This is a genomic window from Ralstonia sp. UNC404CL21Col, assembly GCF_000620465.1.
In the GTDB taxonomy this organism is placed as follows: domain Bacteria; phylum Pseudomonadota; class Gammaproteobacteria; order Burkholderiales; family Burkholderiaceae; genus Ralstonia; species Ralstonia flatus.
In genome coordinates this window covers 580,644-598,093 of the sequence record NZ_JIBE01000004.1, presented here as the reverse complement: position 1 = coordinate 598,093, position 17,450 = coordinate 580,644, and the positions used below count along the sequence as shown (strand labels likewise).

Here is a 17,450-nt window from a genome sequence, read left to right as displayed (position 1 = left end):
GCGCAGGCCGCGTCCGCTTACCGCCGCAGCAGACCTGCCAGCCCAATCGAAAAGTCCAGGCCCGCGCCGATCGCGCACTGGAACGTCTGCGGCGCCGACACGGCCTGATACGTCAGCGGCGAAAGAAACGACACAGTCACCGTGGCCTTGTCGTCGGGCGTCACGCGGTACTGCGCAAGTTCCAGTACAGGCGTGCCGTCGGGGCGCAGCGTCAGATGCTGGTTAGAGAAGCCGATGTTGCTGCCCTCGACTTCAAGGAAGTCACGCACCGCAAAACCACCGTGCACCACCGGCGCCGCTGCCTTGGCGCCGGCGCCTTGTCCATTCGGACATTGCGACGGCGAGAAGACCGCCGTGACCGGAATGCCCGAGAACAACTCCGTACGCAGGACGTCGTAATGCGACACCGCCAAACGCGGCGCCACCTGTGCCTGGGCGAGCTGCGGCGCAGTGGTCAAAGCCGTCAAGGCGGCGCATATCAGCGCAGTACGCAGGGCAGGTTGAAGGGAACGGAATGCGTGATGGGTCGACATGGAGCGTGCTCCGTAGTGAAGGGGAATGTGCAGCGTAGGGTGGCGCGTGGGCGTGTGCGACTACGCTGGTGCGTAGACACGGCAACACGCACGCTCGCACTCAGCCGGGTCCCGGCGCCTGATGCGCCGGCACGATGATGAGGTTCTGCCCGATATGGATCAGATCGGGATTCGCAAGCTGGTTCAGTCGCGCAACCTCGTCGATCACCGCTTCCAGCTCGCGATACGTCGGGCCGACCACGATCGTGCCGCGGTTCGCCTCGTTGCGCAGGATGCGCGAGAGTGATTCGCCGGCCAGTACGTCGTGCGTGACGGCGGGCACCAGGTGCGTCACCGGTGCGGGCGGCACGGGTGGCGGTGGCGGAAGGACCGGCGTATGGGGCGGTGGCTGTGCCGGGCCGGTTTGTTGGGGCGGCTGATTGGGCTGCACGGGTTGTGCTCCCTGCCCCGAGTTGATCCAGGCTGAAATCAGCGCGGTGGTTTCAGCCAAGGCAGTGAGGCCCGCACTGGCGCGGATCACGCCCGGCATGAAGTTTGGCACCACGGCCTTGAGCGTCGACATCAGGTAGATCACCGAACCGCCCACCGATACGGCCCCGGCGACGCTTGGCGGGTGCGTCATCGCCGAGACGATGGTGCCCGTGGAAGACAACGTGTACGCACCGTGCACAAGCGAGCGGACGACATCGCTGTTGTTGAAGTCGAAGCCGCGGCGGAAGCTGTAGCGCAGCAGGCCGTGATAGAACGCGTTGAGGGTGCTGCCCGCCATCATGGTGATCGCCAGCGCCGGTGGCACAACGCCTTCGAGCATCATGCCGCCCCACGCGCCGACGCCCACCACGCCGCCTACCGTGGACGCCAGGCGCCCAAGTTGGCCCGACCGCACGCCCGAATGCATGAAGTGCATCTGCGACGCGGGCAGCCCGAGATAGCCGTCGACAAGTTGCAAACAGGTGGACGTGACGCGCGCAATGTGGGTATCGCGCTCTTCCTCGCTGAGACGGGGTTGGGCACCAGGCTTGGCCCGGTCGCGCAGCATGCCGATGGCAGCCAGCGTTTCTTCCATGACCGCGCGGATGTGGGGCAGGCGCTCGGGCGAGACATCACGTGCCTTGGCATAGCGTTCGATGCCTGCGTAATACGCGATGAGCTTGTTCTCGATCATCGCGGTATCACCGCGCTGGATGCTCGAGCTGAGGATGGCGCGCCATTGCTGTGCCGTGCGACCGAACGCCGGCAGCGCTCGCGCCAGTGAGGCCGAATCGCGCAGGTCCACCTTGCCCAGGCTGACGAGCAGGGCAGAGAGGGCGGCACCGCCTGCGCCGGCCGCGACCGCCTTGCCGATCTGCAGGAGCGCCCGCTGGTTGAGTGACCCATAGGCCGACGGCGCATCGGTGCGTTGCAGCAGCTTGGTAGGCGCGCGCATCGGGCCGTAGCCGAGCGCGCGCAGCATGGCATCGGCATCGTCTTCTGCCACGGGAATCGGTGTCAGGTCGCGGTGCTGCTGGTAGCGTGCCGGGTCGAGTTCAGGGTCGGTCATCAAGCCGTCCCAGTCGGTCAGGACGGCATCATGTGCAGGTTCTGCGGGGGCCACGTGGCTACGCTGCACACGATCACCGTGCTCATCGAGCCAGCGCTGCGCATGGGCGTCCGCACGCGGGTTGGACTGCACGCCGAGTGCATCGCGATTCGAGCGCGCCCATTGGATCGTGCTGTACTTCGCTTGTTCGACCCGATGCGTTGTGTTCTCCGCGAACAGTGCGCGACGCACGTCTTCGAACTTGACTTGCAGGTTGCGCTCGTCAATGACCTCACGCACCTGATTCATCAGGGGCTCGTAGAGGATCGACATGTCCTCCTTTGTGAGGCGGTTCAACGGCCGTCCGAGCGCAGCATCGAAGTGGATGCGCTTCCAGTTGTCGTTCTCAAGGATCAACTCCGCCGTGGCCCGCGTCAGCTCCTGCGAACGCGTGTAGTCGGAGGTACCGTCCAGCGCAATATGCACATCGGTCATGTACGGGCTGTCCAGCAGCGTGCGCGCGACCTTGAGCGAAGCGATGCCCTCCACCGGATCGAGCACGTTGTCGTTGCCGGTGCCGAACACATTCACCGTGGGGTGTTTGCCGGGATTGTCGAGCATCCAGGCTTCATAAGCCTTGCCAAACCGCACCATGTTGATGGGACGGTTCGGCCCCGGCACCGGGCGCCCATCGGTGCCGACGCGCATGTTGGCCGGGTCCATCCAGAGGGTGACCTGCGCGCCGGTCTTGGCTGAAAAGTCCAGCATCTTGTTGACGGAGTCCTGGTTCAACCAGTCCAGCGCGACGACCATCACACCGTCCTTGTTGACCAGCCCGCCGACGTTCTCATCGAACGAGACATTGCCGTGCTCGCGCATTGCGGCCTGCCACATGCGGCGCACGTGCGTCAGCGGGCGTCCGAGACCGGCGGCCGACAGCATGCTTTCTGCTGCCACCACCCGGATCTCGGTGATCACGCCGATGTTCTTGCACAGCAGCGCCTCGCCGGCAGTCTCGATGTTCGACGGAGAAATTGTGCGCGCGGCCAGCGTGACCAAATCCTGTTCCTTATGCGGCAGGTTCAGGTACGCGCGTACGGCGCGGCGGTCTGCCGTACTGGCTACGCTGAAGTGCTGGGCAAGCTTGCGCGGGAACGGCACGCCGAGCACCCTGCAGGCGTTCTCCAGCAGCTTGAGCGCAGTCTGCTCGCGCAGCAGACCCACGGTCGGGTAGTCGCGCATCACGAACAACGATTCCTTGAACGTGCGTCGGATGCGTGCAGGCAACGGAAGATCGCTGTTCTGACGGGATCGCTTCGTGACGGCGGCCAGGCCCGGCGCATCGACGTTGCGGATCCCGCGCTCCTTGATCTTGCTGCCCTGCGTGCCTGCGGTGTCGACGATGGCGGCGAGTTCCGGCCGCACCGACGCCTTGTCCGACTCAGCAAGCCCCGCGCCGCGATACGTGCGCTTTCGGCCCAGCTCCTTGACGCTCTGATCGATGGCCACTTCCGCAGGTGGCCGCTGGCTGACCACGAACAGGGTTTCGGGCGTGTAGGAGGTCCGTGCGCCCAGCGGGCTGTCCGCCATGGGGACCAGCCCGTCGAAGTGGCGCTTGCCGGCATCCAGGGCACGCCAGGACGGCACACCCTTATCGTCGAACACAACCTGCCCGAGCAGCGTATCCGGCCCGTTCTCATTGCGGGCAAATGCGTAGGTGAAATGGCGCGTGCTATCCAGCGCGCCATTGCTGTGCGACATGGCGACCTGGTGGAAGTTTTCACCCGAAACATGCAGCGCGCGGCCGCGCTCCACGCGCGCCGCCGCCGTGCGCATCGGCATGAGGGCGAGCATGCGGCGGGGACCGGCCATGGCGCCAACGGCGGCGCGGGCGGGTAGGTCCTGCACCCCACGCGTTACACGCTTGAACCGGCTGAGCGGTTTGTCCGCTGGCACCGGCTGGCTGGTCGGGCTCTGGCTCGTTCCGCCGGAGGACGAGGCTGGTTGCGATGCAGACGGACCGCCGCCACTGTCGAGCGTGATGACGTCCGGATCGCCCGGCATTTCGTCGGGCGGTGTTTCTCGGGTTGCCTGTGGTGTTCGTGGCTCGGATGACGCCTCGGTAGGCGGTACGTAGGGCGTTTCTTCGGAAGGCGGCCACGCTCGGCCGTTTGGATCAAGTTTCCATCCAGGCTGGCGGGCAGCGGCGAACGCGGGGTCGTCTGGGTGCGTGGGAACGACGCGGCAGTCTGGGTTGTGTATCTGCGAGCGGTCAATCTTGTGTTCGGTCGCGAACACCGGATTGGGCATTGCCTCGGAGAGACGCTGACTGAGTTTGAGCCCGTTGTCGACCATCAACACGACGGGCACGGCATCAGCGTTCTCGAAGCCTTTGGCCCATAGCCGGGCGCTGATCAACTCGGCCAGTTCGCTACTGGAGAAAATCGATGGCTCGGTCCGCCCATTTTTTTCAACGATGCCGTCGAGCCAGATCGCATTCGGGTCGCCATCGAGCAGCTTGCCCTCGACGATCAGCACGTCTTCCGGCAAGGCGTACCGCATGCCGCCGATGGCTTTCGCGCCGATATCGGCGGTACGGGGTTTGATCATGCTCGGAAGCGCCGGTGTGTCGCTGCCGTCCTTTGCGGTGTAGAGGACGATGCGCCCTTCGGTGCCGTCTTCGTGCACCGTGCGGACGCGTTCACTTGTCGGCTTGCCGGTTTCGGGGTCTCTCAAGACGCCTCCAGACAGCGGCGCGCGCTGGCCGTCCAGGCCGAACACGCGCACGTTGTCACGCTTGAGCAGGAAGGCCAGCCAGCGCGCTACTTCCGGCATGATTGCGCCCCCATGCTGGAGCGCGACGAAGAACCCAGGTACCTCCATTTCCGGATTCATCTCCATCACGCGACGCAACGTGAGCATTGCGCCGTCGGTGCCAACGTCCCGGGTGCGAGTGGTGCCTTCAAAACGGATCTGGTCGAACGGGGTGTCGATCAGCGCGCGCGCAATGTCGAACGGCGTGAGGAGAGCGTTGTCTGCGCTGTTGACGATCGGGCCGTGCCCGTCGAACGCCGCGCCGACCATACCCGCCGGGAAGTGCATGTTGTCGTGGAACGCGGTGCTGGCGTTCACGAGCAGCGGCTGGGCGGGCAGGTCGTCCCAGGCGGTGCAGTCGTAGGCAGGCCGCCCGTTAACGAGAACCGCGGGGGTGGCCGGGTCTGGCGCGCCCTTCGCGTGGAGCGTGAGCGTAACCGGGCGCGGCTTGCCCAGCGCCGGCATGGCGGGCACTTCGCGCTTGTAGGTGAGGTGAGGATGCGCGACCACCCTGCCAAGCACATCCGCAATCCGCATCCGAAGCACGGAAGATGGGAGGTCCGCATTGAGCAGCGAAAGAATCTGGTTGCAGGCGTCTGCGAACGGCCGCTGGTTGACTGCATCGGCAACGTGCGATGCGGGCGAGCCCACCAGGAGTTCCAGCGGATCACTCGCTGTCCTGTAGGCGCCCGACGGCGTGCCGTGTTGCGCCAGGTCGTTTGCCGCCGCGATCTGGCTGTGCGCCTCGTCGAGCAGCAGCATCATCCTGTCGCCCTCGGGAAAGACCGGCTCATCGCCGTCATACAGCATGCGCAGCCGCTCTTTCGTCTTGGCATAGAGCGCATCGGCATGTGAGATGACGGGCAGCGCCACGATGCCGTGCGTCTGCCCATCGAAATGGGCGTTGATGACGTGCCGGCGCCCGTCTTGTGCTCCGTCGGAAAGCTGCAGCCAGTCGAGCCCGTCCTGACCCTGCACGCGAATACCGGGGCGTGGGTCGGCAATCTGCCCGTCGGCGCTGCGTCGCTGGCGTATGCGGTTGGACAGTTCGTTCGACAGATTCACCAGCAGCGGCGGTGCTGTCCCCGAGCGGGTATCGCAGCCAAGCACGACGATGTGGCTCGTCGTCTCCATGCTGAAGGTCTGATCGTTCCACACGCGTTCGGCCAGCGCGACGCCGTCCAGCCGCACCTGCGGCCCGTGATCGGACTGCCGCATGGGTAAGCCGGCGGGGACGTCGTCGATGGACCCGTAGGCCGATTTCACGTCGAGCCAGATGCCGTGGTGTTCCACCTCGCCGGCAATCACATAGGCCGGCGTGATGCCGCTTTTGCCCGGTGCCGGGCTGCCATACGGAATCGGCACGTCGGTGGGTACGCCGCTGAGGTTGGCGGGGCGCTGCGGGAAGTGCATCAGGAACGGCGCGGAGTCCGGAAACTCCGGGTCGATCAGATTGATATGCGGCGTGTCGGCACAGGCGGCACGGTAGACGGTCGGCAGGAATGCAAGGCTGCCGTCGTACGGTTGCATGGAGCCAGCCGGATCGTAGTTCAGCTCGATCCTGGGCCCTCCCTGGCTTGCAGTTGCAGATGGGATATAGCCAAGTATCTTGCTGGCGGGCTGCATGCTTGCCACGGGCAGGCCGTCGGCGACGGGCCTGCCGTTCTCGGTGCGTCGGCCCGCCACGGGCTCGTCCGACACGCGCAGGTTGCCCAGCGGGAGCAGATAGAGATACTCGTCGGGCTCCATGTGCATCAACAAGCCGAAGGCCGTCACGTTGCGATGGATCTGCCGCGCGTCCAGGCCATGCTGCTGCACTTCTTCGGGCGTGGAGCGGGAGACGACCATCCCCATGCCCGCGTGGGGTTCGCCGCTGTACAGATACAGCCGGTTGATCTCCTCGTGCAGGTCGTCGAGGATGGCAACACGCTCCCGAGCCAGAACACGCGGGTCGGCGAGGTCCTCGAAATGCAGCCCCGGCGTGCCATAACGCCTGGGGCGATCACTGGGAAGCACCTCGGGTTCGGTATGGGCAGCCTTGTCGTGCGGGTCGCCATCGAGCTGGATCACGTTGCCGCTCAAGGCCGCGACGGGTACGGTGGTGTTGGCGAGCGCGCCAGCCTCGTTGGTCATCGCTGCGAGCTGGCCCAGCGCCCGCACGGCCGGTGCATCCAGCTGTCTGCCGGCGAGCGCGTCCCGCAGATGGTCGAATGCATCCGCCCCCAGTTTGGCAACGACAGGGTGCAGGCCCTCTCCCGGCTTGGGCATCCATTGATGCAACTGATCGAGCAACGCGTCCGCCGCGGTCGCTTGCTCGTCGTTCATCGGCGCGTACGTTGTGCCGACCGCGTTGCCGTTGCGCCGCGCCACCTTGCGCAGCATGAGCGCCTCGCCGGGCTGTTCGATCATGCCGGCGGCCAGGAAGCCGAAGGTCTGGCCGATGGCGACAGCACGCTGCTGGTGCGTCATCTGGTTCCATTGCGCGCCGGTCTGGATCATGTTCCAGCCCATGCCGGCCATCGATCCGTATTTGGCGACCTTGAACAGCGGCGTGCGCCCGACGTCTTCGGCGAAGGTGTTGACCTCGTCGGCGAACCCTTTGACGGGGCGTGCGGCCAGCCAGCGTTCGAGCGCGCGGGCGTCGTCGGCAGTGCGGCCGATCATGCCGACCCGGCCGATCTTGCCGAGCGTGCCGATGCCGTCGGTGGCGGTCATGAGCAGCGCAAAGCCGGCATCGGCCCAGGCCGCGGCGTTGTCCGGGTGTTCCAGCACGCGCACGGCGGCTTCGCTCGTTTGCATGGCGCCGATGGCGAACATCGTGCCGCGCGCGGCCATCGCCAGCAGCACCATCTCGGGCGCGGCAAAGGGTGCCGCCACCATCGACACCACGGCCGCGCTGATCATGATCGCCGTCTCGGGCGTCAGCCACGGTTCGTGGCCGGTCTCGTGCGTGGCCACCAGCGCCATGGCGTTGCCCTGGTCGTCAAAGGTCGCCTGTCCGCCCACGAGGTACGACACCTGGCCGATGCCGAAATCGTTGTTGCTGACCCAGTCGCTCCAGCTGTCGTACACGCGGGTCTTGTGGGCCTTGTCGGTGCTGGCGCTGACGTAGCGGTCGTGGCCGTCGCGGCGCACGTCGAGCAGCACGGATTGCTGCGGGTCGTTGCTGCCTTCGGCCAGCACAAAGGTGAGGCCGGTGACGGTGACGGGGCCGGTGTCGCCGCCGCCGGCCTGCCACGCTGCACGGGCGAGGTCGTCGAGCGTGGTGCCGCTGCCGTCCTGGTTGCGGTAGACGAGCTGGTTGGGGTCGTAGTAGCGGAACGTGCCGTCATGCACGGCCTGCCAGTCGGCCGCGGTGACGGGCGTGCGCGCACTGATGCCGGCCTGCTGGCCGACGTAATCGCTGAAATCGGAAAACGTGGCGAAGCTGCGCGGTGCCAGGCCGCTGGCCTTGGCCAGTTGCTGAAACTCGGACGAGAACGACTGGTTGACCTTGGCGGCTGGGCTGTCGTCTGACGCAGCTCCGCCCTTGGCGTCCTTGAGCGCCATGTTCATCGGATCGACCACGCGGTCGGTCGGCGCAATGCCGGCGGCCGCTTGCGTCATGGCACCCGTCTTGTCGCGGTAGCTGTAGCCGTTGAGCGCAGAGAGGAACAGTTTGGGCGGTGCCCCGGCTTCCAGCGCCTTGCTGATGGTCGGCATCAGGTTCGTGTCGACGCTGAGCATGCCGGCCTCGGTGCCGCCGTAGTCCGACAGCACGGGCTTGTCGCCGGTCAGGCGCTGCTGGAATGCGTGGACAAGGCGGCCGTAGCCATCCACGAGTGCGTTCTCGCCATTGCCCAAGATAAGTCCGCCGTTGAACAGCCGATTGCCGATGCGCGCGAGGTTGCGGTAGTAATCCACGGCCTTCTGGTCGCGCGGGTGGTTGGCGATCCAGTTCATCATCGCCGAGGGCGGCTTGCCGCCGGGCGGGTCGATGACGGCGTAGAGCCGCGCCATCAGGTTGGGCGTGGTGTCCAGGCTGTCGAGCAGGTCTGCGGTGCGCGCGATGCCGTCGGCCGGCGGCAGCGTGGTGGTGAGCCGGGCGGTTTCGTCCACCATGTGCTGCACGGTCGGGTCGTTCTCCACGGCGTTCTGGATGGCGTGGTCGAAATCCACCGGCAGATACGACGACAGCATGTGGCTCATCTGGTCCAGCGCCTTGATGCGGTCTTGCGGCTCGCCACGCACGGGGTCGATGACGGTGTTCACCACGTTCTGCCGCATGTGCTGGATGCGGCTGTCGCCGAGGATGGCGTCGCGTACGGTGTTGCCGCCCGGCGCGTTGTCCATGGCGGCCGTGTATTGCTTGAGCGCCTCCAGCCCCTTGAATTCGGGGGCCTCCGCGCCCTGGCCCGGCGGCGTGCTGCGCATGGTGTTGTCTACCAGCTCCGTCACGATGGCCGCCTGCAGATAGGTGCCCGACAACTGCGGGACCTGTGCATCGTGATGCTGGTAGAGCTGCTGCACGGCGGCCTGCAGGTCGTTCTGGTAGACGCCGCTCAAGCCGTAACGCAGCAGATCGTCACCGGGAATCTGCGGATACGTGTCCTTGAGTTCCTGGACGACCGCCTTGTTGTACGCCGTGGTGGCGGTGGCCAGCGCCTGGTTGGCGCTCGTCACGTCGCCATGGCTGTCGGCGGCTTGCTTTTGCCGGATCTGCGCTTGCGTGAGGTCGTTCCAGGCCTGGTCGGTCTGATGTCGATCGGCCTGCAGCGCGGGGGAATCTTGCTGCGCCGGTGTCGCATCCAGCAGCTGGTGGATGGCCGGTGCCGGTGTGTCCGCAAACAGGTGCAGGTTGCTGACCTGCCCGATGGCATCGTCGGTGCGCTGGTTTGCATCGATGTGCGGGTCTTCGGGCTTGAGCTGTTCCTGTGCTGCGGTTGCCGCGGTCTGGAATGCCGTCGGGTCGGCGTGCGCGCCGGCCTGCAGCCGCGTAAGGATGGCCGCGTATTGCAGCGGGTCCACGCCCGGCGCCAGCGTGGTGCCATTGCCCGGCAGGTTGCTGAGCATCTTGCCGGTGATCTGCTGGATCTGCGTGGGATTGATCGGTGCCGCCACCGGCGCCTGGATGGGCTTGTCGTGCGTCTTGCCGGCCAGCTCCTTGAGCAGGATGTTGCGCGTGCCGCCCTCGAACAGGCTTTCCACGCGGCTGTTGAGCTTGCCTGCCTGGCCGTCGCGGCCGATCTGGTCCGCCACCTTGAACATCAGCGTCGGATCGGCACCCTTGTCGACGAGCTGCTTGATGCCAAACGTTTCACCTTGCGTGTCCAGATGGTTGCCGGTGTAATCGACCAGCGGGTCGTTCTCCAGCCGATGCGCGAGCGATTGCGCCAGCCGATCGTTCAACTCCTCGCCGCTGGGCGAGTAGCTCGTCTTGCGCGCACCCTGCAGCCGCTGGCTGATGAACATCAGGTCGTTGAGCAGGGCGTCGTGTTTTGCGGCGGGGTCCGAACTGCGGACGGACTGGTTCGTGAGCGTTTCCAGCGGCTGCTGGTCGACCAGCATGGCCAGCAACTCCGGCGCATTGGCATCGGGCCGCGTGATCGACTGGGCGATGTTTTTCAGGTCGTCGGCCGAGCTGCCACGCGCGTGGTTGGCGATGTCGCGCGTGCGCGTGTCGCCCAGCGTGAAGTTAAGGACGTCCGGCGTGGCGTGATTGACGTCCAGGTCGCCGGCCAGCGAGCGCATGGCGGCCGCGTAGTCCTGCTTCGGTCCATTGACGGCCTTGTTGGCGCGGTCGATGGCGGCATCGGCGCAGGCCGAGGCGAACAGCGTGTCGGCACTGCCCTTGTCGTGCGCGCTCTGCAACAGGGCCAACGCTTCGGCAAATTGCTTGGCGTCGGCGCTGTTGTAGGGCGTGTTGTGCGCCTGGGTGTAGAGCGCGGCCATTTCGGCGCTCACGGCCTGGTTCAGCGCGGTCGGGTTGCCGGCCTGCTTCAGCTTGCCGAGCTGGTCGACCGTGGCCTTGTGCGCGTCTTCGGCGGCCTTTTGCCGTTGCGCGGCAGCGGCCTGCTCCTGCGCACGAGCATAGGCGGCCTGCGCTTCGCGTTGCGCCTGGAGAACGCTATCCGGGGGTTTGATGCCGTCTGGCCAGTTCGGTCCCATGCACGCCGTTCCTAGATGAACAGTGGGTAGTGGGTGCGCTCGGAGCATCTGCAACGCACGCCACACCGGTTCATGCTGGGGCCGCGCCGCATGCCACACAACGCCGACTTTCCGTAAGGGCGCCTGCGCTGTTGGCGCAAAGCCGCCCTGGAATACGGTGCCATATGCGTGCCGCGTCGCTTACATGTCCCGCTGCATGTCCGCTCGCGTGTGCGCCTGAACGCCGCCTGCTAGAACGCCAGTTGCTCGAGCGCGGCTTCGATCAGCTGCACGCGGTTGCGCACGCCGAACACGCCACGCAGGCGCCGCAGGTGGTAATCGACGTTGTGCACGGGAATGTCGAGCTGGCTCGCGATCTCCTTGTCGCGCATGCCTCTGGCCAGGCACTCCAGCACGCGCTTCTGCGTTTGCGAAATGCTGCGGCCCATACCGAGCAGCATGCGCGACATGCTCGTGTAGTCGGAGATGAACTGGTGGATGCCAAGCGCCAGCACCAGCGCGCGGCCCGTGACCGCATCCGACATCCAGCGCCGGCCCGGCACGCTCGACGTGAGGCTGATCACGGCACGCGTGCCATGCTGCGCGCCGGGCAGGGCGATGAACACGCCGCTGCTGACGCCCGACGCCAGCGACATCTCGATGAATGCGCGCTTGCGCTCGGCATCTTGCTCGGCGTGGGCGGCGCGACGCAGGTCGTCGGCTTCCCAGATCATGGGCATGCCGCTGCGGGTCACCCATTCACGGCGCGGGTCTACTTCGAAGAAGCGTTCTTCGAAGTAGCGGCGGGCCCAGTCTTCGTCGGTGTAGCTCACCAGGCAGGTGCGCGCCGTCGAGCGAGCGTTGATGGCGCGCGCTATGGCATAGACCATCGAGTCGAAGCCCATGTCGAACAGCAGATGGCGCACGAGCATCTTGCGTTCAGCAGCGGTTGTGCAGGAAAGCAGCTCGACCAGCAGGTTGACGGTGCCACGCGGTGCTTCGTCGGGGCGCCAGACGGTCAGCTCTTCTTCGGTAAAGAACCGCACGTGCGACTGGATGGGCGGTTGTTCAGCGGCCAGTTCGAAATCCGGCAGGGCGGAATCGAACCGGAGGGTGGACGTGCGGTCCAGGTCTTGCGTGTGCAAGAGGTCCATGCGTGGCTCCGGGATGTTCTGATTGTGCAAACAATCCCCCAACCGATGCCCTTGCGGGCTGCCGTTCCTGATGTGCGATGCGCGGGTCCCGACAACCGATGCTGCTGCGCATTGCCATGGTCTTTTGACCGACCGCCCCAGTCCGGGAAAACGCAGTTCTGGTGCGTGTTTCGGCGGGGCGGCGACGACAATGCGTACATTGAAACTTGACGGCCCATGTGCCGTCCACGTCCGCTTTGGACACAGAACGGACCGCTTCGGTCCGATGTGCTCAGTCAAAGGAAAGGTGCCGCAGATCAGGCGCTGGTCTGGCTCGCGCCGGTGGCCCAGCGCAGCGTCTCGGCCACCTCGCGGAAGAGCGTCCGGTCAATCGCGGCATCGAGCTGAACCTGCTCGTAGAGCTTGCTTGCAAGCCCCGGGTTGCCGTGCGTTTGAATGAGCTGCGCTTCGGCCAGTTTGCGGATGCGCTCGGCCATCTCGCCTTCGCCGCGGGCCACCACCACCGGCAGCGTGCCCTGGCCGCCGTACCACAGTGCCACGGCGTACTGCGGCGAGTACACGACCACCACGGCCAGCCGGATGCGGTCGGGCAGGGCGCTCCACTGCGCCTCGCGGGCAAGCTGGCGGCGCCGGGCGCGCAGGTGCGGGTCGCCTTCGTTCTCGCGGTATTCGCGGCGGATTTCTTCGGTCGTCATGCGCGCTTCCTTCAGGTATTGCGCGCGCACCACCATGTAATCGGCCGCGGCCAGTACCAGCAGCATGATGGCCACGCAAGACAGCAGCACCAGCACCACGTGCGCACCCACCTGCAGGATCTGCGCAGGCGACTGCCGCCCGGCGGAGAGCAGTGCGTCGATGGCGCCTGCACCCACCACAAAGAGGATGCCGAGCAGGCACAGCACCTTCAGCACCATGAGCCCGAGCCCCGCCAGATTGCGCATCGAGAACATGCGCGTCAGGCCATTGGCCGGGTTGAGCCGCGAAAGATCGGGCGTGATCTTGGCCGGACTCATCAGCGCGCCCACCTGCGCGAACGCGGTCAAGGCGGCGATGAACCCGCTGAGCGCGATGATGCCGACGGCAAGCCCTGCGGCATGGATTGCCAGATCGGCCACCAGCGGGCCGATGAGCTTGGCGGGCTCCGGCGCTGCGAGCACCCGGCCGAGGGTGGCGAGGCCGGCGCGGATGCTGTCCATCCACAAGGCGGGCGTGAGCGACAGGGCGCCCACCATGCACGTAAAGACGAGCGCGGATACCACTTCCTGGCTGCGCACGACTTCGCCGCGCTTGCGACGGTCTTCCAGGCGCTTGCGTGTGGGCTGATGCGGCTTGTCGCTCATGGTCCGGCCGCCGGAAAGCCGAGCAGCTGCAACAGGCCGCGCATGCCGCTGTCGGTGTCGATGAACTGGCGCAGGGCGTCATACAGGAACTGCAGGAACAGCACCATCATCAGCATCGCCAGCCCGCTCTTGATCGGCTGCGAGAACATGAAGATGTTCAACTGGGGCACCGACCGGCTGATCGCGCTCAGGCCGATCTCCACCACGAGCAACAGCAGCACGACGGGTGCGGCCAGCTTGATCGTCCACGTCATGATGGAATCGGCTTCTCGGATGACGAACTGGTCCAGCGCCACGTGCACATCGGGCAGCAGGGCCTGCACGGGCCACACACGGTACGACTCGAACAAGGCGCCCAGCACCACGTGCAGGCCGCCGCCCGTCAGGAACAGCGTGATGGCAAGAAAGCCCAGGAAGCTGGCGGTCGGGCCGCTTTCCTGCCCCGAGAGCGGATCGAAGAACGTGGCGTTGCCCGTGCCGGTCTGGAAGTCGATCAGGTAACCGACGTTCTGCACCGCCCAGAGCATGGCCGACGCGCCCATCGCAAGCAGCAGGCCAAGCGCCGCTTCCTTGATCAACAGCAGCATCCACATGACCGGTGTCTGCTCGCCCAGCACGCTCAGCGGCACCAGCGGCGAAATGAACATCGCCACCACGGCAATCAGGCCGTTGCGCACCAGGCCCGTGAGCATGCGCTCGCCAAACACGGGCAGCACGAAGAACATTGGCAACAGGCGCGGCAGCACCAGCGTGACGCTGTGCCCCGTTTCCATCCAGCCACTGAAGGACGGGGTCATGTCGCGGGTGGCTCCTCGGCATCGGCAAGGCTGAGCGCGCGTGCGTAGGCCAGGGCGTTGTGGTCGTCGAGCTGGTCTTCGGCCCGCAGTTCGGCACGGGCGGCGCTCCGGGCGCTGGCGCGCTCGGCCAGATGCTGGATGCGGCTGCGTGCGGCTTCTGCGCGGCCGAAGGCGGTGCGCGCTTCCTGCAACTGCGTCTGGCCGCTTTGCAGCGATTGGCGCTGTTCCTGCAGCGTCGTCTGCACATTGGCCACGATATGCCGCAGCCTGGCTTGCTCGTAATGCGCGATTGCCAGCGTGTCCACCGTCAACGCCTCGCCCCGGGGCGCCGCATCGAGCAGCCTTGCGCGCTGCTGGCGGAAGTCGGTCTGCGTGCGGATGGATTGCAGCGACGCATTGACGGTCGCTTCCGCATCGCGCACCACGTGGGCGGCCTGAAGCGTACGCGCCAGTGCCTTGCGGCGGCGGATGTCACGCACGCGGCGCAGGGTGGCCAGTGTCGTGTCCATAGCGTTCTACCAATTGGCGGCCTTCGGTCAGCACGTCTTCAAAGCGCACGCGCTCGTCGGTGCGCTGGGCAAAGAACCTGCGCAGCGCATCGCGGGCCGCAACGGCGCGGTCGACATCCGGGTCGCTGCCGGCCTTGTATTCGCCAATCTGCAGCAGCAATTCGATCTCTTGATAGCGCGCGAGCCAGCGTCTGAGCTGGCTGGCGGTTTCCATATGCCCGGCGTCGGCCACGTTGGGCATGACGCGGCTGATGCTCGCCAGCAGATCGATCGGCGGATATTGCCCCTCGGTGGCCAGCTTGCGCGTGAGCACGATGTGGCCGTCGACGATGGAGCGCACTTCCTCGGCAATCGGATCGGACTCTTCCTCGCCTTCTACCAGCACGGTGTAGAACGCCGTGATGGAACCCTTGGCGCCCGGGCCGGCGCGCTCCAGCAGGCGCGGCAGCATGGCAAACGTCGATGGCGGAAAGCTGCGCCGCGCGGGGGGCTCGCCGCTGGCAAGGCCGACCTCGCGTTGCGCACGGGCAAAACGCGTGAGCGAATCCATGAGCAGCAGCACGCTTTGCCCTTGGTCGCGGAAATACTCGGCGATGGCGGTGGCGACAAATGCAGACTTGACGCGCTCCATGGCGGGGCGGTCGGAGGTGGACACCACCAGCACCGTGCGTGCGCGCGCCTGTTTGGGCAGATGGTGCTCGATGAACTCGCGCACCTCGCGTCCGCGTTCGCCAATCAGGGCGACGACGTTCACATCGGCAGTGGCGCCGCGCGCGATCATGCCGAGCAGGGTGCTCTTGCCCACACCGGCAGGTGCCAGGATGCCCACGCGCTGCCCCACGCCCACGGTGAGCAGCGCGTCGATGGCGCGCACGCCCGTGGCGAGCGGCTTGTCCACCAACTGACGATCGAGCGGGTTGGGTGGCGCACCGTACGCGCTGGCGCGCGTCACGGCCGCGACGGGCCCTGCGCGATCCAGCGGCTGGCCGAAGCCGTCGAGCACGCGGCCGAGCAGCGCCGGGCCGACCGGGAAACTGTGATCGCGCCCCGTGGGAATGACGGCCGTGGCAGCCGAGAGGCCGCTGGTTTCGCCAAGCGGTGTGAGCAAGGTGCCCGAGCGAGAAAAGCCCACCACCTCGGCCAGCGTGTCCGGCGTGCCGGGCGTGCGCAGTTGGCAAATTTCGCCCAGCCGTGCTTGCAGGCCGGAGGCGCTGAGCAGCAGCCCGACGGCGCGCGTGACGCGGCCTTGCGTCTGGATGGGCGCAAAGCGATCAAGCGCCTGCGAGAGTTCGGCCTCCAGCGCTTGCGCATCAAATACGCCACCTAATGCGTCACCCCATGCGCGGCTCCAGTCCGGCAACGCGCTCTGCGAGTCAGGCGAGGTCATTGGCCGTCTCCGGTCAGCGCCTTACGCAGCGCGGCGAGCTGGCTGTCGACACCCGCATCGATGGTGCCCGACGGGGTCTGCACGGAGCAGTCGCCGTAGCGCAGCGCGGGGTCGCCCGTCACGCGGATGGTGCGTCGCTCCAGATGGTCGCCCGGCAGCGCCGCAAGCACCTCTTGCATCATGTGCACACGCCCGGGATGCACGCGGATGTGCAGATACGTCTCGTCCTGCAGATACTGGGCGATGCGCTTGGCGGCGCTCAGCATGATGGCGCGCGGGTCGGCGTCGGCCACGATTTCGGAGACGGCGCGCACCACCAGTTCGGCCATCTTGCCGCGCGTGGCCTGCAACATGGCCGCCGCCTGAAGAACGGTCGCGTAGGTCGATTGCGCGGCCTCGGTGCGCCCAGCCTGGAAGCCGTCGTCGTAGCCGAGCTGACGCTGTTCGGCGTATTGCCGCTTGGCTTCGGTTTCGTGGCGTTTGCGGTCGGCCTGCGCGGCGCCCAGCAGCGCCTCGGCGTCGAGCAGCGCGGTGTATTCGCGCTCCTTGAGCACCTTGCGCTCGCTGAGGATTTGCAGGTGTTCGCTGCTGATCAGAAAAGCCAGTCCCATGCCGGTAGCTGTTCAGGAATGAAGCAAAGGAAAACGAGGTCGGCCACTTGCTGCCACTGTTGCGCGTTCAGCGTGTACGGCGCGCGCTCGAACGCTGCGCGCGCGAACGTCAGTGCCAGGCGCTGGCCGTGCTCGGGTGCCGCGCGCATCGTCAGGTCGATCAGCAGGCGGGCGCCGCGCTCCTGCAAGACATCGATCACCTGCCGCGGTGTGTTGGCATACGGCGACAGGCTTTCCGCCACCGCATCGAAGGCGGCCGCATGCTGCAGGGCCGATTCCATCAGCGGCCTGCCGAGCGCCAGGTGAAGCACGCGCGTGAGGCGCTTGCCTGCCATGTCTTCAATCCAAGCGCGGTGCAGCACGATGCCGCAGGCGGTGGACAGTTGTATCAGCGCCTGACGCGGCAGCAGGCACAGCCGTGCCTCGCGTGAATCCACATCGGCGATGAAGCCATCCAGCGCGGGCTCGTGCCGGCGCAATTCCTGCATCAGCACGCGCCGGCCCTGCGGGCCGAAACGGTCCCAGTTGCGAAAGCGCGCCGGCCATTCGGCGGGCAGCCAGCTGGGGTGCAGCGCCCGGTCAAAGTGCAGGTTCCACGCGCACAGCAGACGCGCCAGGCGGGCGCTGTCGGGCGTGAGCATGCCGGCGGCGGTCATTGTT

At 66.5% G+C, this 17,450-nt stretch carries 9 protein-coding genes; all 9 read right to left on the bottom strand.

The features are described 5' to 3' along the window. Nucleotides 1–17: 17 nt before the first annotated feature. Nucleotides 18–533 (bottom strand): VirK family protein, encoded by a 516-nt coding sequence (locus N511_RS0110790; protein WP_051530900.1) that lies wholly within the window; start codon nucleotides 531–533, stop codon nucleotides 18–20. Nucleotides 534–633: 100 nt separating this feature from the next. Further along, the gene (locus N511_RS0110785) at nucleotides 634–11,013 is read right to left on the bottom strand and encodes a LysM peptidoglycan-binding domain-containing protein (RefSeq protein WP_027679297.1); all 10,380 of its coding nucleotides are present in this window, start codon (nucleotides 11,011–11,013) and stop codon (nucleotides 634–636) included. A gap of 230 nt (nucleotides 11,014–11,243) precedes the next feature. Further along, a complete protein-coding gene (locus N511_RS0110780) occupies nucleotides 11,244–12,146 on the bottom strand; it encodes a helix-turn-helix transcriptional regulator (RefSeq protein WP_027679296.1) in 903 nt (300 codons plus the stop codon). Nucleotides 12,147–12,442: 296 nt separating this feature from the next. Then, on the bottom strand, nucleotides 12,443–13,486 hold the full coding sequence (locus tag N511_RS0110775) for an EscU/YscU/HrcU family type III secretion system export apparatus switch protein (RefSeq protein ID WP_027679295.1): 1,044 nt from the start codon (nucleotides 13,484–13,486) through the stop codon (nucleotides 12,443–12,445). Beyond that, on the bottom strand, nucleotides 13,483–14,283 hold the full coding sequence (gene sctT / locus N511_RS0110770) for a type III secretion system export apparatus subunit SctT (protein ID WP_051530899.1): 801 nt from the start codon (nucleotides 14,281–14,283) through the stop codon (nucleotides 13,483–13,485). The genes N511_RS0110775 and sctT overlap by 4 nt, the downstream gene beginning before the upstream one ends. Further along, a complete protein-coding gene (locus tag N511_RS0110765) occupies nucleotides 14,280–14,792 on the bottom strand; it encodes a hypothetical protein (RefSeq protein WP_027679293.1) in 513 nt (170 codons plus the stop codon). Before N511_RS0110765 ends, sctT begins: the two co-directional genes overlap by 4 nt. Next, entirely contained in the window at nucleotides 14,755–16,179 is a 1,425-nt protein-coding gene (gene sctN / locus N511_RS24105) for a type III secretion system ATPase SctN (protein WP_051530898.1), read from the bottom strand. Before sctN ends, N511_RS0110765 begins: the two co-directional genes overlap by 38 nt. After that, on the bottom strand, nucleotides 16,176–16,790 hold the full coding sequence (sctL, locus tag N511_RS0110755) for a type III secretion system stator protein SctL (RefSeq protein ID WP_027679292.1): 615 nt from the start codon (nucleotides 16,788–16,790) through the stop codon (nucleotides 16,176–16,178). The genes sctN and sctL overlap by 4 nt, the downstream gene beginning before the upstream one ends. Further along, on the bottom strand, nucleotides 16,772–17,446 hold the full coding sequence (locus N511_RS0110750; RefSeq protein ID WP_051530897.1) for a hypothetical protein: 675 nt from the start codon (nucleotides 17,444–17,446) through the stop codon (nucleotides 16,772–16,774). Before N511_RS0110750 ends, sctL begins: the two co-directional genes overlap by 19 nt. Nucleotides 17,447–17,450: the final 4 nt, after the last annotated feature.